At 68.9% G+C, this 21567-nt stretch carries 17 protein-coding genes; all 17 read left to right on the top strand.

Annotated features, from left to right (window positions below; translation table 11 throughout):
• Positions 1 to 94: 94 nt before the first annotated feature.
• The 17 genes from R3E10_04125 (at position 95) to R3E10_04045 (ending at position 21550) form a co-directional block, all read left to right on the top strand.
• Positions 95 to 1828 carry a tetratricopeptide repeat protein gene (locus R3E10_04125; protein ID MEZ4414918.1) on the top strand — a complete coding sequence of 578 codons (1734 nt, stop codon included), beginning with the start codon at positions 95 to 97 and terminating at the stop codon, positions 1826 to 1828.
• A 165-nt stretch (positions 1829 to 1993) separates the two neighbouring features.
• Positions 1994 to 2665, top strand: a complete 672-nt coding sequence (locus R3E10_04120; GenBank protein ID MEZ4414917.1) for a hypothetical protein — start codon at positions 1994 to 1996, stop codon at positions 2663 to 2665.
• Positions 2666 to 2675: 10 nt separating this feature from the next.
• The gene (gene rsmH / locus R3E10_04115; protein ID MEZ4414916.1) at positions 2676 to 3593 is read left to right on the top strand and encodes a 16S rRNA (cytosine(1402)-N(4))-methyltransferase RsmH; all 918 of its coding nucleotides are present in this window, start codon (positions 2676 to 2678) and stop codon (positions 3591 to 3593) included.
• The gene (locus tag R3E10_04110) at positions 3590 to 3871 is read left to right on the top strand and encodes a hypothetical protein (protein ID MEZ4414915.1); all 282 of its coding nucleotides are present in this window, start codon (positions 3590 to 3592) and stop codon (positions 3869 to 3871) included. The genes rsmH and R3E10_04110 overlap by 4 nt, the downstream gene beginning before the upstream one ends.
• Positions 3868 to 5904 carry a penicillin-binding transpeptidase domain-containing protein gene (locus R3E10_04105; protein MEZ4414914.1) on the top strand — a complete coding sequence of 679 codons (2037 nt, stop codon included), beginning with the start codon at positions 3868 to 3870 and terminating at the stop codon, positions 5902 to 5904. Before R3E10_04110 ends, R3E10_04105 begins: the two co-directional genes overlap by 4 nt.
• Entirely contained in the window at positions 5901 to 7370 is a 1470-nt protein-coding gene (locus R3E10_04100; GenBank protein ID MEZ4414913.1) for a UDP-N-acetylmuramoyl-L-alanyl-D-glutamate--2,6-diaminopimelate ligase, read from the top strand. Before R3E10_04105 ends, R3E10_04100 begins: the two co-directional genes overlap by 4 nt.
• The gene (gene murF / locus R3E10_04095; protein MEZ4414912.1) at positions 7367 to 8743 is read left to right on the top strand and encodes a UDP-N-acetylmuramoyl-tripeptide--D-alanyl-D-alanine ligase; all 1377 of its coding nucleotides are present in this window, start codon (positions 7367 to 7369) and stop codon (positions 8741 to 8743) included. The genes R3E10_04100 and murF overlap by 4 nt, the downstream gene beginning before the upstream one ends.
• Positions 8744 to 8746: 3 nt before the next feature.
• Positions 8747 to 9856 carry a phospho-N-acetylmuramoyl-pentapeptide-transferase gene (gene mraY, locus R3E10_04090; protein ID MEZ4414911.1) on the top strand — a complete coding sequence of 370 codons (1110 nt, stop codon included), beginning with the start codon at positions 8747 to 8749 and terminating at the stop codon, positions 9854 to 9856.
• A 9-nt stretch (positions 9857 to 9865) separates the two neighbouring features.
• Positions 9866 to 11209 (top strand): UDP-N-acetylmuramoyl-L-alanine--D-glutamate ligase, encoded by a 1344-nt coding sequence (gene murD, locus R3E10_04085; GenBank protein MEZ4414910.1) that lies wholly within the window; start codon positions 9866 to 9868, stop codon positions 11207 to 11209.
• 2 nt (positions 11210 to 11211) lie between these two features.
• Positions 11212 to 12375 carry a putative peptidoglycan glycosyltransferase FtsW gene (locus R3E10_04080; GenBank protein ID MEZ4414909.1) on the top strand — a complete coding sequence of 388 codons (1164 nt, stop codon included), beginning with the start codon at positions 11212 to 11214 and terminating at the stop codon, positions 12373 to 12375.
• A gap of 1 nt (position 12376) precedes the next feature.
• Positions 12377 to 13510 carry an undecaprenyldiphospho-muramoylpentapeptide beta-N-acetylglucosaminyltransferase gene (gene murG, locus R3E10_04075; protein ID MEZ4414908.1) on the top strand — a complete coding sequence of 378 codons (1134 nt, stop codon included), beginning with the start codon at positions 12377 to 12379 and terminating at the stop codon, positions 13508 to 13510.
• Complete coding sequence (gene murC / locus R3E10_04070; protein MEZ4414907.1) at positions 13507 to 14904, top strand: UDP-N-acetylmuramate--L-alanine ligase; 1398 nt, start codon at positions 13507 to 13509, stop codon at positions 14902 to 14904. The genes murG and murC overlap by 4 nt, the downstream gene beginning before the upstream one ends.
• Positions 14901 to 15665, top strand: a complete 765-nt coding sequence (locus tag R3E10_04065; protein ID MEZ4414906.1) for an FtsQ-type POTRA domain-containing protein — start codon at positions 14901 to 14903, stop codon at positions 15663 to 15665. The genes murC and R3E10_04065 overlap by 4 nt, the downstream gene beginning before the upstream one ends.
• Positions 15662 to 16894 (top strand): cell division protein FtsA, encoded by a 1233-nt coding sequence (gene ftsA, locus R3E10_04060; protein ID MEZ4414905.1) that lies wholly within the window; start codon positions 15662 to 15664, stop codon positions 16892 to 16894. Before R3E10_04065 ends, ftsA begins: the two co-directional genes overlap by 4 nt.
• 137 nt (positions 16895 to 17031) lie before the next feature.
• The gene (gene ftsZ, locus R3E10_04055; GenBank protein MEZ4414904.1) at positions 17032 to 18183 is read left to right on the top strand and encodes a cell division protein FtsZ; all 1152 of its coding nucleotides are present in this window, start codon (positions 17032 to 17034) and stop codon (positions 18181 to 18183) included.
• 51 nt (positions 18184 to 18234) lie between these two features.
• Positions 18235 to 19575 (top strand): peptidoglycan DD-metalloendopeptidase family protein, encoded by a 1341-nt coding sequence (locus tag R3E10_04050; GenBank protein MEZ4414903.1) that lies wholly within the window; start codon positions 18235 to 18237, stop codon positions 19573 to 19575.
• Positions 19576 to 19606: 31 nt separating this feature from the next.
• Positions 19607 to 21550 (top strand): hypothetical protein, encoded by a 1944-nt coding sequence (locus tag R3E10_04045; protein ID MEZ4414902.1) that lies wholly within the window; start codon positions 19607 to 19609, stop codon positions 21548 to 21550.
• Positions 21551 to 21567 lie beyond the last annotated feature (17 nt).

Here is a 21567-nt window from a genome sequence, read left to right as displayed (position 1 = left end):
GCCCCGGGCCGGTTTACTTCCCTTCAAGCTGCAAGGGTGTTGGGTGGGGATGGGTTCTCGATCACGATACCGGGGGTCTCTACGGAGAGGTAGGATGCACGAACGCTTGACTCGGGGTCTCGCAACGGGCGTAGCGGCACTGCTGCTCGCCACGCTTCTGCCCACGCTTTCCGCGGCGCAGGAGCAGACGGCGTCTGCTCGCTTTCGCGTGTTGGTGCCGAACTTCTGGCCCGCCGAAGGCGGCAACAAGAAGCTCGGGGAGAAGATCGCGGAAGAGCTGCGCGATCGGATCAATGATTTCCCGACCCACAGCCCCATCGACAAGAAGGAGCTGAAGGACGTCCTCAAGCGCAACCGCATCGACGAGGACGACCTGGACTGCATCAAGGCCCGCCAGTTGGCCAACATCGCGAACGCTGCGGTGGTGGTCTGCGGCTATGTGAAGCCGGCCACGGGCAAAGACGCGACGGTGACCGCGCAGTTCATCGACGCCCAGACCAGTGAGACCTTCGACGTCCAGGAAATCACGGTGGGCGAGAAGGGCGAGAAGGAAGCTGCGGACCACATCTCCACGTTCTTCCGCACGCTGGTCGAGCAGCAGCGCTATGCGCAGTTCTGCGCCGAGTACGCGCAGAGCCAGCAGTGGGAGAGCGCGGAGGAAAACTGCACCCGGGCCATCGAGTTGAATCCGAACGGTGTGGGGTCGCTGTACACCCGCGGGTTCGTCTACAACTCGCAGGACCGCTACGAAGACGCCATGCGCGACTTCCGTCAGGTGCTCGAGAAGAACCCGATCCACGAGAACGCTCTCCTGGCCGCGGGATATGCGGCCGTGAAGCTCGGCAATGCCGAGGAGGCGCGCGGGTTCTACAACGATTACCTGGAGCTCTCTCCAGGGAACGTGCAGGTCCGCATGAAGGTGGCCTTCGATATGGCCCAGGCTGGTGACCCCTACGGGGCCATGCAGGTCATCAAGGCCGGTCTGGACATCGAGTCGGACAACGCCGATCTGCTGGAGCAGTACGCACGCTACGCGATCGTGGCGGCCAGCGCCGTCGGTGGCAGCGATGCCAGCGTGATCACGGACGAGCAGCGCACGCTGCTGGAAGAGGGTCTCAACGCGTATGCCAAGGTGCTGCCCATGCGTGGCACCGAGGCCAACGTGACCGACATCCGCAACCGCATCGCCGCGCTCCAGCAGCTCGACCGCTTGCCCGAGGCCATCTCGGCTGCGGAAGACGCGCTGAAGACGCACGGGGACGAGGCGCAGCTCTGGTCGCTGTACGCGGACGTGCTGAAGCGGGCCGACCGTCTCGACGACGCGCTCACCGCGCTGGATCGGGTGGCTTCGATCGACTCAGCGTATCCGAACCTCTTGGCGCGGCGTGGACTGTGGCTCATGGAAGCCGATCGCACTGACGAGGCCATTCCCGCGCTGCGCACGGCGGTGGAGAGCGGAGAGCAGAACGGTGACGCCATCGCCAACATGCTCTTCAGCCAGGGCTACCGGGGTGGAGTGCAGGAGCAGAACTTCGGCAAGGCCATCCAGCTCTTCGACCACGCCATGACGTTCGCGCAAAGCACCGAGGTCAAGAACCAGGTCGGGTTCTGGAACGGGTATGCGCGGTACAAGATGGGTGAGGCCATCGGCAAGCCGCAGACGCTGGAGACGGCGCAGCGGGCGCTTCCTTACTTCCAGCGGGCGCTCGAGCTGTTCCAGGCGCACCGCGGGTACCAGCAGCAACAGAACGTGAACATCGATCAGTACATCACCAACTCCAACACGTTCATCGAGATCCAAGAGGCCATCATCAAGCGTGGCCGTTAGAGACTGACGGGCCGGCCGGGGCGTCCCCCCGGCCGGCACCGTCCCCGGAGGTTCTCCCTCCGGTTGTGGGATCCCGGCGCCCTGGAGCGGAATCGCTCCAGGGCGCTTTGTCGTGTTCGGGGGAGGGGAGTCCGCCTCGCTCGGCTCGCCGCGATCCCGGGAGCGATGGCCGTCTCCTGCCGCGCTGGGTGGATCGCCATTCCGAGCCGGAAAATAGATCCTACCGGCCGGCCCTCCCGGCCGTTTGGCGGACGTGCCCCGAGGCGCCTCGAGACCTGGTTCGAGGCGCCTTTTCGCCATTTCTCCTCCCAGACGCCCCCTCCCCTTGCTCGCCACCCCCGTGGCCCCTATCTTGCCCCCCTGTTTGCCACGATCTGCCACTTTCTCCCACAATGGTGTGCGGTGTCGGGCTTCCTGGGGCGGTACGAGGGTTCACTGGACGAGAAGGGACGCGTCAGCCTCCCGGCTCCCCTTCGGCGGCAGGCCGAGGGGGAGGGTTTCGTGCTCCTCCAATGGCAACCCCAGGCTCTGACGCTGTTTCCGACCTCTGCGTGGGCGGACGTGAGCCGCCGTCTTCTGGACTTCAGGCGCTCGTCGCAGGACGCGCAGGACCAGGTGCGCTGGATCACGGCCAACGCGGTCGATGCCTCCCTCGACAAGCAGGGCCGGCTTCTGGTTCCGGGCTGGCTCAAGGAGGCGGCCGCGCTGGGAAACACGGTGCTGTTCGTGGGGATGCTGGATCGGATCGAGATCTGGGATCCCGCCCGCTTCAGCGAAAGCGCGCGCGCCGCGGCGGGGCCCGACTTCGATCGCTTCGCGCTGCAGATCTTCGGATGAGGTCGTTCGCGTGTCGTACCACGAGCCAGTCCTGGTGGACGAGGTGTTGGAGCACCTCGGCCCCCTTCACGGAGGCACGGTGCTCGATGCCACCGTGGGCGGGGCGGGCCACGCTGCGCGGATCCTCGAACACTGCCCCGCCTGCGACCTCCTGGCCGTGGATCGGGATCCGGAGGCGCTCGCAGCAGCTCGAGCCCGGCTGGCTCCCTTCGGGGAACGGGTTCGCTTCGTGAACGCCCGCTTCGACGAGGCCCTCGGCGTGGCCGAGGTGGCGCCGGGCTCCCTGAGCGGGGCGCTCCTGGATCTGGGGGTCAGCTCCCATCAGCTCGATGCCGATCGCCGCGGATTCACCTTCCGGCCCGGGGCTCCGCTGGGGATGCAGATGGAGGGCGAGGGGCCGAGTGCCGCCGACCTTCTGAACGAGGCGTCCGCGGACGAGCTGCACCGCATCTTCAAGGATTACGGCGAGCTGCCCCGGGCCAGGGGATTGGCAGCAGAGATCGTGCGGCGTCGCGCCGCGGCTCCGTTCGCGGTCAGCGACGACCTGGTGGCGGCCTTGTCCCGTACGCTGGGGCGCTCGGCGTCGATGGGGGAGAAGGCACGCGCATTCCAGGCGCTGCGCATCGCCCTCAACGCGGAGTTGGAGGCGTTGGAGAGCGCGTTGCCTGCCATCCGCGCTGCGCTCGCGCCCGGCGCGGTCGTGGTCGTCATCGCCTACCACTCCCTGGAAGATCGCATCGTGAAACGCGCCTTCCAGGAGTGGAGCCGCTCCTGCGTCTGTCCGCCGCGCCTGCCGGTGTGCGTGTGCCGGGGCCGCCCGCTGGGTGAGACGCTCACCCGCTCGCCGGTCACCGCCTCCGCTGAGGAGGCCGAGCGCAACCCGCGGGCGCGTAGCGCCAAGCTGCGCGCGTGGAGGGCCGCCGCATGAACCGGGCGTCCACTCCCGTGCTGGTGGCTGTGGCCGTGGCCTGCTTCCTCGCCGCGCTCAGCGCCGTGGCGTGGCGCCAGGGCCGGGCTCGCCTGGTGATGGAAGCGCGGGAGCGGCTGCGGGCCGACGTCCTGTTCGAGCGGGACGAGCGTTCCGATCTGGCACAGAAGATCCGTTACCTGGAGAGCCGACCGCGCGTTCGCGAAGCCTCCGCCCTTCTGGGACTCCGCCCACCCCGAGAAGACGAGCTCGGGCTCATTCCGCTGGAGGACTCGTGAGTCGTCGCCGCTCCCGATCCGCATCAGCCCGTGTCGGTCGCCCCGTGGGCCGGCGTCGCGTGGTCCTTGCCTTCTGGGTGCTCGCCGGCCTGGCCATCGTGCTACGCGCGGTGCAGGTGCAGGTGCTGCAGGCGGAGGTGTGGAGGGATCTGGCCGAGAACCAGCAGCAGCGCACCGTGAAGGTGCCGGCGGCTCGTGGCGCGATTCTCGATCGGAATGGGGCTCCACTCGCCGTGTCGCAGGAGCGGATCAAGGTCGCGATCGCCCCGCGGGAGGTTGGGGACGCGGACGCTACGGAAACGCGCCTGGTCGAGGCGCTCGGCATTTCGCGCAGCGAGGCGCGCAGCGCGGTACGCTCGTCCCGGAAGTGGAAGTACGTCGCTGGCGACTTCGCGCCTTCCGTCCGTGAGGGACTGGAGGGCCTCGCCGGCGTGCACACCGAGCGCATGGTCCGGCGCGTGTATCCTGCGGGCCTCCGGGGCACGCAACTGCTCGGCAGCATCATCGACGGAAAGGCCCTGGGGGGGATCGAAGAGACGTTCGACGCGATCCTGGCTGGCGCCGCTGGCGAGGAAGTCAGCGCCCGGGACGGGTACGGCCGGGAGATTCCGGGCGAGACCTGGACGGTGCGCCCGCCGGTCCCGGGAGGGTCCGTCACGCTGACCCTGGATCTGGACGTACAGGAGATCGCCGCAGAGGCGTTGCAGAGCCAGATCGAGCACACCAACGCCGCGGGCGGCGACCTCCTCGTGGTGGACCCCCGCACGGGCGAGATCCTGGCGATGGTCTCGCTGCGATCGGACGGTCAGCCCGGACTGTCGGTGGTCAATACGCCCTATGAGCCGGGCAGCACCTTCAAGCCCATCACGTTGGTGGCCCTGCTCGAGCGTGGGCTCATGCAGCTGTCGGACTCCATCGACACCGGGAACGGGAGCTGGACCATCCACGGCCGGACCGTGCACGACGTGCACGCCGGCGGAAAGATGACGCTCGCGGACGTGCTGCGCGTCTCTTCGAATGTCGGTGTGGCCAAGGCGGCCCAGCGCCTCAGCGCGCGTGAGCAGTACGAGACCATGCGGGACTTCGGCTTCGGCAGCTACACGGGAGTGCCGTTGGCGGGTGAGGTGCGGGGCACGCTGCGGGCCCCCTCGCAATGGTCTGCGCAGTCCGCCGTCTCCCATGCCATCGGCTACGAGGTCGGTGTGACCCCGATCCAGATGACCATGGCCTACGCCGCGCTCGCCAACGGCGGGACGCTGCTGGAGCCCTTGCTCATCCGCGAGGTCCGCGACCCCTCAGGCAGCGTCGTGCGGGAAGACCGCAAACGGGTCGTGCGCCGCGTCGCGAGCGAGGACGTAACGCGGGCCATCCGCGAGGTGCTGGTCGATGTCGTCGAGGACGGCACCGGCACGCGTGCGCAGATGTCCATGTTCCGCGTGGCCGGCAAGAGCGGAACGGCGCGCGCCTACGGCGTCGGTGGATACGAAGTGGGCGCGTACTACTCCTCGTTCGTGGGCTTCTTTCCGGCCGACGACCCCCAACTCGTGGTGTACGTCAAGCTGGACCGGCCCCGCGGTGGCTACTACGGCGGATCCGTGGCCGCGCCGGTGACACTGGCCACGCTCGAGTCCATTCTCGCCGCCCACGGCACGCCCCTCGATCGCGGTGCCCTGGTGAAGACGTCCCGCCGACAGGCGCGCCGGTCGCCGGTGTCGAGTCCCTTCCGCTTCGCCGGCCGGGACGCCGGGAACGACGACGCCCACTCGAGCGCGGAGGCCTGGGCCGCGCTGCCCACGCCGGACCCCGCCGTCGCGGTAGCCCCTTCCGAAGGCGCCTTGCGGGTGCCCGATGTGCGCGGCTTGTCCTCGCGCGTGGCGGTTCGCCGCCTGCACGCCTCCGGGTTCCGAGTGCGCTGGAGCGGGGAGGGCGTGGTGACCGGAACGCGTCCGACCATCGGCAGCGTGCGAACCGCTGGCGACACCATCTTCATCGTGGCCGCCCCACGCAACGGGAGTCGAGACCCACGCCCGTGAGCGCTGTGTTGCGACTGAGTGCGCTCCGTGAGGAGCTGGAGGCGGCGGGGCTCGTCACCGGCGTGGCCGGAGCAGGCGATCCGGTGCTCGCCGGCGCGGCCCAGGACTCCAGGGCGGTGCAGGCGGGCGACGTGTTCCTGGCATGGGCCGGTACGCAGTTCGACGCCAACGACGCGGTCGCGGACGCCGCCCATCGCGGTGCGGTGGCGGCGGTGGTTGAGCGCCCCACGCCCGGCCTGACGCTTCCGCAGGTCGTGGTGCGGGACGGACGCCGGGCGGCTGGGCTGGCCGCGCAGCGGGTCTACGGTTCGCCGTGGCGAGCGCTGACGCTGATCGGCGTGACCGGCACCAACGGCAAGACTACCACCGCGCTGTTGATTCGCGCGCTGCTCGCCACCCGGATGGACGCGGTGGCCATTGGCACGCTGGGGCTGGTGGAGCCCGGCGGGTCGGTGCGCCCTGGCACGGAGTCGCTCACCACGCCTGGGCCGGTGCAGCTGGCGCAGTGGCTACGCTCCCTGGTCGATGCGGGAGTGGGGGCGGTGGCGATGGAGGTGTCCTCGCATGCGCTCGATCAGCGTCGCGTCGATGGTCTCCGTTTCCAGGTGGCGGTGTTCACCAATATCAGCCGTGACCACCTGGACTACCATCCGACCCTGGACGACTACATCGCCGCCAAGGCCCGGCTCGCGGAGTTGATCGACGAGCGTGGGACGGCGGTGATCAACGCGGAGGAGGAGGCCTGGAGCGGCCGACTGTCCGCGCGGCCTGCGCTGACCTTCGGGGTCGAGACGAGGGCGGATCTCGAGGCCACCGGACTCACGATGGACCACCGCGGCTCGGCGTTCTTCCTGCGATGGAAGGGAGAGAAGGCGCGCGTGCAGCTGCCGCTGCTGGGGCGCTTCAACGTGGAGAACGCCCTCGGTGCTGCCGCGGCGGCGCTGGCGCTGGGGCTCTCCCTTCCGGAAGTCGCCCTCGGACTCGAGCGTGCACCTCAAGTGCCTGGCCGCCTGGAACGAGTGGCGACGGCTCCATGCACGGTGCTGATCGACTACGCCCACACCCCTGAAGCACTGGACCGGGTTCTGGAGACACTGCGACCGCTGACTCGCGGCCGATTGATCGTGCTCTTCGGTGCTGGTGGGGATCGTGACCCCGGGAAGCGTCCGCGCATGGGCGAGGCCGCCGCACGTCACGCCGACTGGATCGTGGTGACGTCCGACAATCCTCGTACCGAAGATCCGGACGCGATCATCGATCAGATCGTGCCGGGACTGGGGACCGCGCGCTACGAGCGGATCACGGACCGCCGGGCGGCGATCGGACATGCGCTCGACATGGCCGGCCCCGAGGACGTGCTGGTCCTCGCGGGGAAGGGGCACGAGACCTACCAGGTGGTGGGGCGTGAGCGTCGTTCCTTCGACGAGCGCCGTATCGTGCATGAGCACCTGGGACGCCACGCGTGACCGCCTTCCGCTGGACGGATCGCGAGGTCCGCAAGGCACTTGGCATACAAGGTGGCTCGCAGCGTCCTGTGTACGAAGATGTCTCAACCGACACGCGCGCCATCCGCACGGGGGACCTGTTCGTGGCGCTGGTCGGGGAGCGCTTCGACGGCCATGCGTTCCTGGCCGAAGCGGCGCGCGATGGAGCCCGCGGTGCGATCGTGCGGGAGGACCGCGCAGAGGAGGCCGGGAGCGTCGGACTGGTTGCGTACGCCGTGCCGGATACGCTGGTGGCGCTGGGCGCCCTCGCGCGTCACCGCCGTCGAGCCCTGGCTGCGCGTGTGGTTGGAATCACCGGGTCGTCCGGGAAGACCACGACCAAGGAGCTGGCCAAGGGAGCCATCGGTGGCGCCCTGCGCACGCATGCCACCACCGCCAACCTGAACAACCGGATCGGCCTCCCGCTCACCCTTCTCTCGGCCCCGGCCGATGCGGAGGTCGTGTTGCTGGAGATGGGTACGAACGAGCCGGGTGAGATCGCGACCCTCACCGACGTAGCCGAGCCCTCCCTGGGGGTGGTCACCACGGTGGGGGAAGCGCACCTCGAAGGCCTGGGAAGCCTCGCAGGCGTGCTGCACGAGAAGCTCGCGCTGGTCCGCGGTCTTCCGGCGCACGGTGTGGCCCTGGTGGGAGACGAGCCCCCCGAGTTGGCGGCGGCGGCCCGTGCCACGGGTCGGGCCGTGCGCGTGGCCGGCTGGAGCCCCCGGGCCGATCAGGACCTGCGCCCCGACGACGCGGCCGTCGACGATCAGGGCTGCTTCGGGTGGACGTGGAAGGGAGAACCGGTGCGCCTTCGTATCCCGGGACGCGCGGCGGTGGTCGACGCACTTCTGGCACTCGCCCTTTCAGAAGAGCTCGGCGTGGAGCCGCGGGTGGCCACCTCCGGCCTCGGCTCCGTCGAGCCGACCGGTATGCGTGGCGAGATGCGCGCCATCGGTACCCTGCGCGTGCTGGTGGACTGCTACAACGCCAATCCCCAGAGCGTCGAGGCCGCGTTGGATCTGCTGGAGATGCTCCCCCATGCGGGAGGAAAGGTCGCGGTGCTGGGAAGCATGTTGGAGTTGGGAGACCGCAGCGGGGCCCTGCACGAGCAGGTGTTGGGGAGCGCTCTGGCGCGTCGACTGGACCGTGTGATCGCGACGGGCGCCTTCGCGAGCGCGGCCCCGGAACGCACGGACGAACGTCTGGTGCGCGTCGAAGATCCCGAGGCGCTGGTGACGCGGGTCTCGTCTCTGCTGAAGGGCGACGAGTTGGTGCTGCTCAAGGGCTCCCGTGGTGTGCGGCTGGAGCGGTTGCTGCAACCTCTACGCGCAGCGTTCGGGGGGGAGGCCTGACCCGTGCTCTACCACCTGCTCCCCCAGCTCAGCGACGTGTACTTCGTCTTCAACGTGTTCCGGTACCTGACGTTCCGGGCCGCGGGTGCGGTGGTGACGTCACTGCTGTTCGCGTTCTTCTTCGGGCCCATGACGATCCGGTGGCTCCGCCATTTCAAGGTGGGCCAGGTCATTCGGGAGCTGGGTCCGCAGAGTCACCAGGCCAAAGCCGGGACGCCGACGATGGGAGGGGTGCTCATCGTTCTTTCCGCGACGCTCTCCACCCTCCTCTGGGCCGACCTGACCAATCCATTCACTTGGACCGCGCTCATCTCGCTGCTCTGGATGGGCGCGCTCGGGTTCTTCGACGACTACCTGAAGGTCGTACGGGGACACTCCAAAGGCCTGGTGGGCCGCTACAAGCTCATCGGCCAGTTCGCCTTCGGTCTCGCCCTCGGCGCCACATTGATGTGGCGTCCCATCTGGGGGGCGATGCAACCCAACGCCACCATGGTGCCGTTCTTCGCGGATTGGCTGGCGGTATTCGCTCCGCCGATCTACGTGGCCTTCGTGGCCTTCGTGGTGGCCGGCTCCTCCAATACGGTCAACCTCACCGACGGGCTGGACGGTCTGGCGTCAGGACTGTGCGCGGTGGCACTCGTGGTCTTCGGGATCTTCGCCTACCTCATCGGCCGCGTCGACACCTCGGCCTATCTGGGCCTGCTGTACCTGCCCGGGACGGGCGAGCTGACCGTCTTCGCCGTCGCGTTGGCCGGCGCGGCCATCGGCTTCCTGTGGTACAACGCCCACCCTGCAGAGGTGTTCATGGGCGATACCGGCTCGCTGGCGCTCGGCGGTGCCATCGGGACCCTGGCCATCCTGCTCAAGACCGAATTCCTGCTCGTCATCGTCGGTGGCGTCTTCGTGCTCGAGGGCGTGTCGGTGATGCTGCAGATGGGGTGGTTCAAGTACACGGCCCGGCGCTACGGCGCAGGGCGACGGATCTTCCGGATGGCTCCCATCCACCACCATTTCGAGAAGCTCGGCTGGTCCGAGACGAAGGTGGTGATCCGGTTTTGGATCCTCGGAGTGCTCTGCGCAATGCTGGCGTTCGGCACACTGAAGATCCGGTGAAGCACGCGTATGACGATCGCCATTCTGGGTCTGGGGGCCAGCGGGGAGTCCGCTGCGCGCCTGGCCCGTCATCACGGGAGTGACACGTATGTCTCGGAAGCCAGGACCGATGCTGCAACTGCAGCTCGTGCAGACGAGCTGCGAGCCCTCGGAGCCGACGTCGAGCTGGGAAGCCACGACCTCGAACGCATCGCAGGAGCCGACCTCGTCGTGGCCAGTCCCGGGATCCCACCAGACGCTCCGGTGCTCGCGTCGCTACGCGCACGGGGCGTCCGTTGGGTATCTGAACCTGAGTTCGCCGTTCGGTTCCTACGCTCGTCACTGATCGGGGTGACGGGGACCAACGGAAAGACGACGACGTCTGCGTTGATCGCGCATCTGCTGGACGGCGAGGGACGGAGTGTCGGGCTGGGCGGAAACATCGGCGCCGGCCTGGGGCCGGCCGCCTCGTCCCTGGCTCTGCTCGATCCGCAACCGGATTGGTGCGTGCTGGAGCTGAGCTCATATCAGCTGTCCGCCATCGAGACGCTCCAGGTCGATATCGGCGTGGTCACCAACCTGGCCCCCGATCACCTGGATCGCTACCGCTCGGTGGCGGAGTACTATGCGGACAAGGCACAGCTCTTCCGCAATGCCACGACCGAGAGTCGCTGGGTGCTGGCGGACCAAGCGGAGGTGGACGCCCTGGCGGGTGACGTTCCTGGCCGGCGCTACCATTTCAGTGTGGGACGGGCACGCCGTCCCGGTGCGTTCCTGGAGGGCGACGCCCTCGCGTTGGATCTGGGGCAGGGAACCGAGTCGTTGATTCCTCGGTCACGCCTTCCGTTGCTCGGCGTGCACAATGTGCAGAACGCGTTGGCAGCCGCGCTGGCGGCCCGTCTGGCTGGGGCGAGCGTCGAGCATGTGCGCGAGCGTTTGGAGAGCTTCCGTCCCCTGCCACACCGCTTGGAGCCGGTCGCCGAGGTGGGAGGGGTCCTCTGGATCAATGACTCCAAGGGCACCAACGTCGCCGCTTCCTGCAGCGCCATCGCCAGCGTCGAGCGCCCACTGGTGGTCCTTCTCGGGGGTGTGGACAAGGGAGAGAGCTTCGCCCCCTTGAGCGAAGTGCTGCGGAAGAGCGCAAGGGTGGCGCTGGTGTACGGCGCGGTCGCCGATCGGCTTTCCAGCGAGATCGCCGGCGCGACTGAAGTGGTACGGGTGGATGGGCCCTTCGAAGATGTGGTCGCGCGGGCGCGCGCGCTGTCCCGACCCGGGGACGCGGTGTTGCTGAGCCCGGCCACGGCCAGCTTCGACATGTTCAAGAACTATGAAGAGCGAGGGAACCGGTTCCGGGCCCTCGCGGCAGGAGGATGAAGGTGGCACCGCGAGACGACATCGCCCTTCAGGGTCCGGTTCGCTTCCCTGACACGGGACTGGGGCGGGGCTGGGAGCCGGCCGCCGTCCTCACCATCACCTTGCTGCTCCTGTCGTTCGGCCTGGTCACCTTGTACAGCACCAGCGCCATGCTGGCCCTGCGCGACGGTCACGCCGACTATTACTACGTGCTTCAGCAGATCATGGCGGCGGCGTTGGGGTTGGCCGCGTTGGTCGTGTGCGCGCGCATGCCGTACGGCTGGTGGCGTCACCTGGCCTGGCCGCTGCTGTTCGCCTGCTGGCTTCTGCTGCTGGTGTGTGTCATCCCCGGTACCGAGGCGATCGCTCCACGAATCAACGGAGCACGGCGCTGGATCCGGCTCGGCGTCAGCATCCAGCCGTCGGAGCTCGCGACCTTCGCCATGCTGGTCTGGACGGCGGGGCTGGCGGTGCGCAAGCAGGAGCACTTCAAGAGCTTCTCGCGTGGCCTGCTGCCCTTCTTGGTCGTGTGGGCCGCCATGGTCGTGCCGGTGGCGCTGGAGCCGAATCTGTCCACGGCGGCCCTCATGGGACTGGCGTCGACCGTAGTGGTGTTTGCGGCCGGTGGGCGCATCGGCCACTTCGTGCTGCTGGGGCTGCTGGTGGCGCCCGCGCTCTATCGGGAGATGCAGGTGTCCTTCCGAGCCGAGCGCTGGGCCGCGTTCCTCAACCTGGGTGCGGACCCCACCGGCGCAGGCTACCAGGTGCGTCAGTCGCTGATCGCGCTGGGCTCCGGGGGGCTCACCGGTGTCGGCTTCGCCGAGGGGCGGCAGAAGCTGGGCTTCCTGCCCGAGCCCCATACGGATTTCATGTTTTCGGTGATCGGCGAAGAGTGGGGGTTCGCCGGTGTGCTGATCCTGGTGGTCCTCTATCTGGCGCTGATCCTGTTCGGATTCCGCATCGCGCGCCGCGCACCGGATCTCTTCGGGGAGCTGTTGGCCGTCGGACTCACCAGTCTCATCGCGCTGCACGCCATCCTGCACATGGGTGTGGGCCTGGGAATCGTGCCGTCCACGGGTCTTCCTCTTCCCCTGATCTCCTACGGGAAATCCAACCTGGTGGTCACGTTGGCCATCGTCGGTGTGCTGATGTCCATCGGCCGCGGGCACACGTGGGCCCGGGGCTGAGGTGGAACGGCCCGTCGTGGTGTTCGCAGGAGGCGGGACCGGCGGTCACCTGTATCCTGCTCTGGCCCTTTGCGAGGCGCTGCAGGGGCTGCGCCCCGACATCACGCCCCATTTCGTGGGTGCGCGGCGCGGGATCGAGGCGCGGGTGTTGCCCCAGCGCGGGTTCGAGCCGCTGCTGCTGGACATCGAGGGCCTGTCACGCGCTTCGCCGCTCCGTAACGTGGGCGTCGTCCGCAAGCTCGTCCGCGCGGTGCACGTGACGCTCGCCCACTATCGTCGGTGGCGCCCCCGGCTGGTGGTGGTGACCGGCGGATATGCTGCGGCACCGGCCGGCTTGGCGGCGGTGTTCCTCCGCATTCCGCTGGCTCTGCAGGAGCAGAACAGCTGGCCCGGGGTGACCACACGGATGTTGGCGCGCTGGGCCCGGCAGATCCATGTGGCCTATCCAGAGTGCATCCCCTTCTTGTCCGCCCGCGCCCGTCCTCGGGTCCAAGTGAGCGGGAATCCGATCCGGGCGCTTCGGGAGGAGTCCGCTGCTCAGGCGCGGGCTGCGTTGGGGCTCCCCGACCGGCCCACGCTCCTGGTCGCGGGAGGCAGCCAGGGGTCGCGTGCTTTGAACGAGCGCGTGCTCGATGCCGTGCGGGGCGTGGAGGGAGAGGCGTGGCCCCGGCCCGAAGCGCTCCAACTCCTCTGGTCCACCGGACCCACCCATGAAGAGCCGGTGCGCGCCGCGCTGCGCCAGCTCGGGGACCCCGAGTGGGTGCACGTGGTGCCCTACATCGACGACATGCCCCGCGCGCTGAACGCCGCCGACCTGGCCTTGAGCCGGGCGGGGGCCATGACCACGTCGGAGTATCTGGCCGCGGGTCTGCCCTCGATCCTGCTTCCGCTTCCCACTGCCGCGGAGGACCACCAGACGCGCAATGCCGAGGCTTTGGCCGCGGCGGACGTGGCCGTGCACCTCCCGGAGCGCAGCACCGACGGTCGCGGCCTCTGGAGCGCAGTGTGCGCGCTCCTGCACGATCCTTCGAAGCTCAGGCGCATGTCGGAGAACGCTCGGGCGCGGGGTCGGCCGCAGGCGGCGCAGGCCATCGCGCGGGCGCTGAGCGAGCTGCTTCCGGAGGGTGACGAGTGAGCGCCCCCGCTTCCACGCAGTTCGCTCCCGGGAGCCATGTGCACTTCGTCGGCGTTTCGGGCGCGGGTATGTGTGGTCTCGCTGAGGCGATGGCTCGTGCGGGGTTGGTCGTGACCGGGTCGGATCTGGCGCTTGGTGCGCAGGTCGAGCCCCTCCGTGCGCTCGGCGTGCAGTTGTTCGAGGGCCACGCGGCCCAACAGGTGGAGGGGGCCACGCTGCTGGTGCGAACGGCGGCCGTGACCGAGGAGAACCCGGAAGTGGCCGCGGCTCTCGACCACGGAGTCCCCGTGCTCAAACGGGCCCAGGCCTTGGGCCAGTGGGTGGAGCGCGGGCGCGTGGTCGCGATCGCGGGCACGCATGGCAAGACCACCACCACCACGCTGGTCACCGAGGTGTTGGTTCGGGCGGGGTTGGATCCGTCCGCCTTCGTGGGGGGCGCGGTGCGGGCCTGGGGTGGCAACTACCGGGCGGGGGCGGACCGGGTGTTCGTGGTCGAGGCGGACGAGTACGACCGTTCCTTCCACCAGCTCGCTCCGGACGTGGCCGTGGTGACGAACGTGGAAGCCGACCACCTCGACATCTACGGCGATCTGTCCGGGGTCGAAGAAGCCTTTCGGATCTTCCTGGCCGCTCGCCGGGACGGAGGCACGGTGGTGGCCTGTGCCGACGACGTCGGTGCCGGACGCGTGGTCGCCGGACTGGAGGACGTCGTCTCCTACGGAACACGCGCGGGCGCGGTGCTCCGGGTGCTCGACATCACGCCCAAGGAGGGTGGGTCCGCCTTCACGCTGGTGGAGCGGGGCCACCCCGCGGGGCGCTTCCAGATTCATGTCCCCGGTCACCACAACGTTCTCAACGCCACTGCCGCGGCAGGTGCGGCCCGGGCGCTCGGAGTGGGGTGGGAGGAAGTGCGCGAGGGACTGGCCAGGTATCGAGGCGTGGGCCGTCGCCTGGAGCCACTGGGCCGTGTGGGTGGCATCGACGTGCTCGACGACTACGCACACCATCCCACCGAGGTCACGGCGACGCTGCAGGCGCTCAGGCAGGCGTTTCCGGGGCGGCGGCTGGTCGCGCTGTTCCAGCCACACCTGTTCAGCCGCACGCGTGACTTCCAGATCGAGTTCGGGCGCGCTCTGGCGGCGGCGGATCGGCTGTGGGTCTCCGACGTCTATCCTGCGCGGGAGCGGCCGCTTCCGGGAGTCACTGGTGCTCTGATCGCGGAGCAGGCGCGCACGCAAGGCGCCAGCGACGTTCACTACCACGCCGACATCGCGACGCTGGCCGCAGCCGTCGCTCCCACCTTGGAGGAGGGCGATGTCTGCGTCACATTGGGGGCGGGCTCCATCGAGCACGTCGGTCCCCGGCTGATCCGTTCTCTCGAGGAGGACACGTGAGACCTCGCGCTCGTCGGCGCACACGTTGGGTAGGGCGCTTCGCGTTCGCGCTGCTGGTCAGTTCCACCCTCTGGGTCGGGGCTCGGCAGCTTCCTCGCGCGCTCGCCCACATGGAGCTGTTCGGATTGTCCAACTTCGAGGTGACCGGCACACGGTATCTGACCGGAGTCGAAGCGGCGGAGATCGCTGGGATCACGGCGGAGTCCAGCCTCTGGGACGATCGGGAGGCCTGGGAGGAACGCCTGCGCGCCTATCCGTTGGTGGAGAATGTTCGCGTGCGCCGGCGCCCACCCTCGACGCTGCGCTTCGAGATCGTGGAGAACAAGCCGGTTGCGTTCGTCTCCGCAGCCACCCTGGAGCCCATTGGAACCGACGGTCGACTCCTTCCCATCGATCCGAGCGTACACCGGCTCGACCTACCGGTCCTGCGCGCCTCGTTGGATCCGTCCGATCCCCAATTCGCGTCCTCCGGTGCCCTGCGCGTGCTCCTGGGCGAGTTGGCGCGCCTGGAGTCCGTCGACTCGGAATTCCGTGAGCGCATCTCGGAGGCGTGGCTCACCGAGCGGGGCGAGGTGGGGATCCGGCTGGTGGCGCCGGATGTCACGTTCTACTGGCGGGCGCCCGTGAGCGCACGCCGCTTGTCCGAAGGCATGGCTGCGCTGACGCACGCGTTCGAGCCCGGCTCGAGACCGGATCCCACCGAGGTGGACCTGCGCTTCGCCGATCAGGTGGTGGTGCGCTTCGGGCGGCAGCGCCGATGAGATCGCATCTCGTAGCGGGCCTGGACATCGGGACGACCAAGACCTGCGCGGTCCTGGCCGAGGTGTCGAGTGATCCCCGCCACCGTTCGCAGGTCAAGATCGTGGGCGTGGGGCAAGCGCGTACGGAGGGGATGCGCAGCGATGTCGTCACGCATATCGACGAGACCGCCGAGACCGCGCGGGCCGCGCTGCGCGAGGCGGAGGTCATGGCCGGCGTCACGGTGGACCGCGTTTACGCCGGGATCGCCGGCGCCCACATCCAGACCAGCGCCTCGCTGGGCGTGGTGGCCATCGGAGGCGACGAGATCCAGCAAGAGGACGTGCAGCGTGTTCACGAAGTGGCCCGCGCGGTGGCGTTGCCCCCGGACCGGGAGCTGCTGCACGCCATTCCGCAGGACTACGTCGTGGACCATCAAGGAGGGATCGTCGACCCGGTGGGCATGACCGCCACGCGCCTGGAGGCGGACGTCTACCTGATCACCTGCGGGGCGCAACCCGCGGGGAATATCCGCAAGGCCGTCTCCAAGGCCGGCTACCGGGTGCAGGAGTTGGTCCTGGAACCCCTGGCCTCCGCTCGCGCGGTGTTGACCGAGGACGAGAAGGAGGTGGGCGTGGCCATGATCGAGATCGGGGCGGGCACCACCGACATCGCCGTCTTCCACGAGGGCAAGTTCCGGCACGTGTCCATTCTGCCTCTGGGCGGGACCACGGTCACCAACGACCTGGTGAAAGGCCTCTCCATTCCCTTCGCCGAGGCGCAGAAGGCCAAAGAGAGCTGGGGGGTGGCGGTCTCGCGGCTGACGGATCCCCAGGAGACCGTCGAGCTCCCCGGCCCCGGACCGGGGCAGGTCCGACAGGTGTCCCGGGAGCTGATCGCCCACATCATCGAACAGCGACTGGACGAGCTGCTGGGGCTCGTGCAGCAGGAGTTGGAGCAGACCCGCCTGTTGGATCGCCTGGGTGCCGGTGTGGTGCTGACCGGCGGGACCGCAGGCATTCCCGGAATGCTCGAGCTGGCCGGTCAGGTCTTCGCATCCCCGGCCCGGATCGGTGTTCCCTGCGAAGGCCTGGTGGGGCTCTCCGACTCGGTGGCTCGCCCGCGCTTCGCCACGGGCGTGGGGTTGGCGCTCCGGGGTGCCGACCGTTTCTACGACACCGGAGAAGGAACGTCCACGCGTGCCTCGGGCGCGTTCGCGCGCGTGGGCGCCTGGTTGAGGGAGTTCTTCTGATGCCGAGCGAGCACGCTCGCTTCGGTCGCTTCAGAAGCGGCATACACTACTGGAGGGATGGCGCAAACCCCGATGCCACTAGATATTGGGGTCCGGCTACACCCCCTGGGCAAGCGCGCGCGTAGCGGAGGAGATCGATGATCTTCGAATTCGAGGAGCCGCCGATCCGGCAGGCTCGCATGGTGGTGGTCGGCGTCGGTGGTGCCGGTGGCAACGCCGTCAACCGGATGATCGACGAGGAGCTGGAGGGCGTCGACTTCATCTCCGCGAACACGGACGCCCAGGTTCTCAAGGGCTCGCGGGCCCATCACGTCCTGCAGCTGGGAAAGAAGCTCACGCGCGGCCTGGGCGCAGGAGCGCGCCCGGAGATCGGCCGCCAGGCCATCGCCGAGAGCGCCGACGAGGTTCGTACCCTCATCCAGGGGGCGGACCTGGTGTTCGTGACCGCAGGCATGGGCGGTGGCACCGGGACCGGCGCGGCGCCCATCATCGGTGAGCTGGCGCGGGAGATGGGAGCGCTGACCATCGCCATCGTCACGCGGCCCTTCTCCTTCGAGGGCAAGAAGCGCATGCGGCAGGCCGAGCAGGGGTTGCAGGAGCTCAGGCGCACGGTCGACACCATGATCGTGGTACCGAACGACCGCATCCTCTCGGTGGTGGGCAAGGGGACCTCCTTCCGCGATGCCCTCAAGAAGGCGGATGAGGTGCTCCTGCATGCCACCCAGGGCATCAGTGATCTGATCCGGGTGAGCGGGGAAGTGAACGTGGACTTCGCGGACGTCCGCACCATCATGGCCTCCCGAGGCCCTGCCCTGATGGGCTCCGGCTTCGGTGAGGGGGACAACCGTGCCCAGGAAGCCGCCCAGGAAGCCATCTCTTCACCCCTGTTGGACAACGTCTCCATACGCGGTGCCCAGGGGGTGTTGATCAACATCACCGGTGGAATGGACCTTGCCATTGACGAGGTCACCCAGATCTCTACTATCATTCAAGACGAGGCTGGGGACGACGCGGAGATCATCTTCGGGGCCGTCCACGACCCGGCTCTCGAGGGTCGGGTCCGGGTCACCGTCATTGCGACGGGGTTCGAACAGCCGGGCGAGGAGGTCGCTCCGATCGCCCGGCCGGAGCCTCGTCGTCCCGCCGAGCCGGCTCGCCGGGTGGCGGTAGCAGGGGGCTCCAGCGATTCCGAGGTCACTCCATTCCAGCGGTTCCCGGAGCGGATCGTGACCAAGGAACAGCTGGGCGAGTTGGACATACCGACGTTCATCCGTCGTCAGATGGACTGACCGGCCTCCCGCCCGGTCCGGAAGACGGCGCGACCGGGTGGATCCGGAGGCATGCAGCCAGGGAAAGCGCTAACCGTAGGGCTGATCGGCACCTCGGCCCTCTTCGCCATGGGGCTGGTCCGCTTCGGGGGCGCTCCCGACGTCGGCATGATCCGGCCACTCCAGGCCGAGCCGCCGTTGTCGTTCGACGTCCACACGCTCGGCACCGGCCAGACGCTCGGCCAGCTGATGGAGGCCGCCTCCCTCACCATCAACGAACAGCAAGAGCTGTTGATGGCGTTCCGGGAGCAGGCCAGCCCGCGCCGCATGCGTACCGGGACGGAGGTCACCTTCCAGCGCAACACCCGGGACGGTTCGCTGAGAGCCGTGGACGTTGCCTTGTCCCCGGATGAGACCGTCCACCTCACACGTCAGTCTCTGGGCTGGCAATCGGAAACGGTCCAGACCCCGGTATGGGTGGACACGGTCTACGTGGCCGGGGAGATCAAGGACGTGCTCTGGAACGCCGTGACCGGCAATCCAGGCTTGGCGTCGATGACCCCCGGCGACCGGGCGCTCCTCATCCACAAGCTCGATCAGGTCTTCCAGTGGCAGGTCGATTTCTCCCGCCAGATCCAGGAGGGGGACTTCTTCCGCTTCGCCTTCGAGCGCCAGGTCCGTCCCGACGGATCCATGCGAGACGGCGTGCTCCTGTCGGCGGAGCTGATCAACCAGGGAGCCTCGTACCGGGCCATCTGGTTCGATCCGGACGGCGACGGCCAAGGCAGCTATTTCGACGCGGAGGGCAAGTCGGTCCGCCGCGCTTTCTTGCTCAAGCCGCTCTCGTATAGTCGTATCTCTTCACGTTTTACGATGTCGCGCTTCCACCCGATTCTCAAGACGTGGAGAGCCCATACCGGCGTCGACTACGCTGCCGCCTCCGGGACGCCCGTCATGGCGACCGCCGACGGCGTGGTGGTGCACAGAGGCCGCCGGGGCAACTACGGCAATGCCGTGGAGATCCAGCATCCCAACGGCTTCCTCAGTCGCTATGCCCACCTGAGCGCCTTTCCACCCGGCTTGAAGGTCGGGGACCGGGTGCACCAGGAGGACATCATCGGCTACGTGGGCATGACGGGGCTGGCCACCGCGCCCCACCTGCACTACGAGCTGCGGCGTCGCGGGTCGGCCATCGACCCCCTCTCCGTGGACCTGCCGCAAGGCAATCCGGTCCCGGACGAGGAGCGCGAGGTCTGGGACGCCCACCTGGCCGTCAGCCTCGCGCTGCTCGAGCGGCTGCCGACCCAGCCGGCCCCGACCATCGCGTCCATGACCACGGACGACCTGGACGAAAGCGGCCGCATCCGACCCGAGGAGTCGCCAGCGGTGGCGGGCGGGTCCGCACCACGGTGACCCCACCAATCTCAACGGCGACCGGCAGCGCGTGACCCCCACCGGCTGGGCGATGCTCGTCCTGGGCGGCGCGCTCCTCATCCTCTTTGCCGTCTGGAACTACCGAACGCGCGAGCTGCGCGTTTCCGGCACCGGGCTGTTGATCGGCCTTCGTGCCGCCGCCCTGGTCCTCGCGCTGCTGCTGCTGCTCAATCCGCAACTCCCCTGGACTCGCGAAGGCGACGTGGGGGCCTGGCGTCTTCTCGATCTGTCGTTGAGCATGGGGGCCGCCGAAGGCGCCCCCTGGCAGCGGGCCCGTGCTGGAACGGCCGCCACGCGGGTCGTGGGGTTCGGCGATCTGCCCCGTGCCCTGTCGTCTGACACCCTGGCGAGCCTGGTTCCTGATCAACTGGGAAGCCGGCTGGGCCCGGCGCTGCGGGTCGCGGCAGAGGGAGGTGCCGAGAGCGTCGTCGTCCTCAGCGACCTCCGGATCGCCGACCTGGCGGGAGCCCTGCAGGAGGCAGCGGGGCTGGGCTTGACGGTCGGCTTCGACGACGCGGGGCAGGCGCTGCGCAACGTGGGTGTGGCCTCGTTCGTCCTGCCGGAAGTAGCGGAGACCGATGGGTTCGAGATCGAGCTGACGGTGTTCGGCGAAGGGCTCCGCTCGGGCGACTCCGCCCGCGTGGAAGTGCGTGAGGAAGACACATTGGTGGGGACGACGACCGTTGCGGTGGGCGCCCCCGGCGCGGTCGTGGGGACGCGCCTGCGACTGCCGGGCCCCAAAGCCGATGGGCCCCTGGTGCGCTACACGGTGCGGGCGTCGGTGGAAGGAGACGCCTTCCCTGAGGATGACGAGCGCGTGGCCTATGCCTTCAAGCAAGGCGAGGAGGGCGGCCTGGTGCTGGTATCCTGGTCGCCGGACTTCGAGCCGCGGATGCTGGCGCCGGTGCTTCAGGCCGCGACCGGCCTTCGGGTCACCACGCTGCTGCGTGTCGGCTCCGACCGCTTCCTCCTGAACGACCAGGCCGGGCCGAGCGTGCGCTCTCTCAGCGCGGAGCAGGTGGCTCAGCGTCTGGCAGCGGCGGAGCTGGCAGTGCTGCATGGCGTAGGGGCGGACCGCCCCGCCTGGCTGGACGACTTCATGGTGCGCGCCCGCCGGCTCCTGATCTTCCCGGTCGCGTCCGATGCGCTGACGCCGCTGGGATTGACGGCCAGCGGCCCGGTGGAGGCCGAGTGGACTCCCGAGCCGGTGCTACCGGCGTCGCCGATCGCGGCCGAGTTGGCCGGACTTCGACTGGAGGCGGCTCCTCCGCTTACGGCCGCCATCACGGTTGCCATCAGCGCCGGTTGGTTTCCGGCGCTGCAGATGCGCCGGGGCGGCCGCGGAGTGCTGGAGCCCGCGCTGGCCCTGGGTGGGAGCGCGGATCGGCGCTGGGCGCTGGCCCTCGGTCAGGGCTTCTATCGCTGGGCCCTCCGTAGCGATGGGCCGGCGGACGCGTACCGCAGGCTGTGGACGGGCGTGGGTCAGTGGCTGGTGGGTGGAAGCACCGCAGCAGCCGGCGACAGGGTGCGTCCGGAACGTCCGGTGGTGGCGCGCGGAAGTCCGGTGCTCTGGGCGGCACCGGGACTCGCCGGGGATTCCGTACGGATCACGCTCGAGGGCCCGGCGCACCTGGACACCGTTCTCACGGTGGGAACGGATGAGCGGGCCTTGATGCCGTCGCTCGTCCCAGGGACCTATCGCTTCAGCGCGGTTGCGGGAGACGGCACCGATGCGGCGCTGCTCGGGGAAGGCCGCTTCGACGTCGAGCGCTTCTCCGATGACCTTCGCATCCCCACCCAGGACCCCGAGCGCATCGGTGCCGAGTTGGGCAGTGGGTCCACGGTACGGATGCTGGGCCGCCAGCGGCTGCGCACCACTCCCATCCCTTTCCTCCTGCTCATCGGCCTGCTGATCACCGAGTGGATCGCCCGGCGCCGGCGCGGCTTGCGCTGAGCTTCAACCAGAGGTCT

This window comes from Gemmatimonadota bacterium (assembly GCA_041390105.1).
Classification (GTDB): Bacteria; Gemmatimonadota; Gemmatimonadetes; order Longimicrobiales; family Gaopeijiaceae; genus JAGQIF01.
Note: the sequence above shows the minus strand (reverse complement) of the source record. Positions and strands in the feature narration are given on the sequence as shown.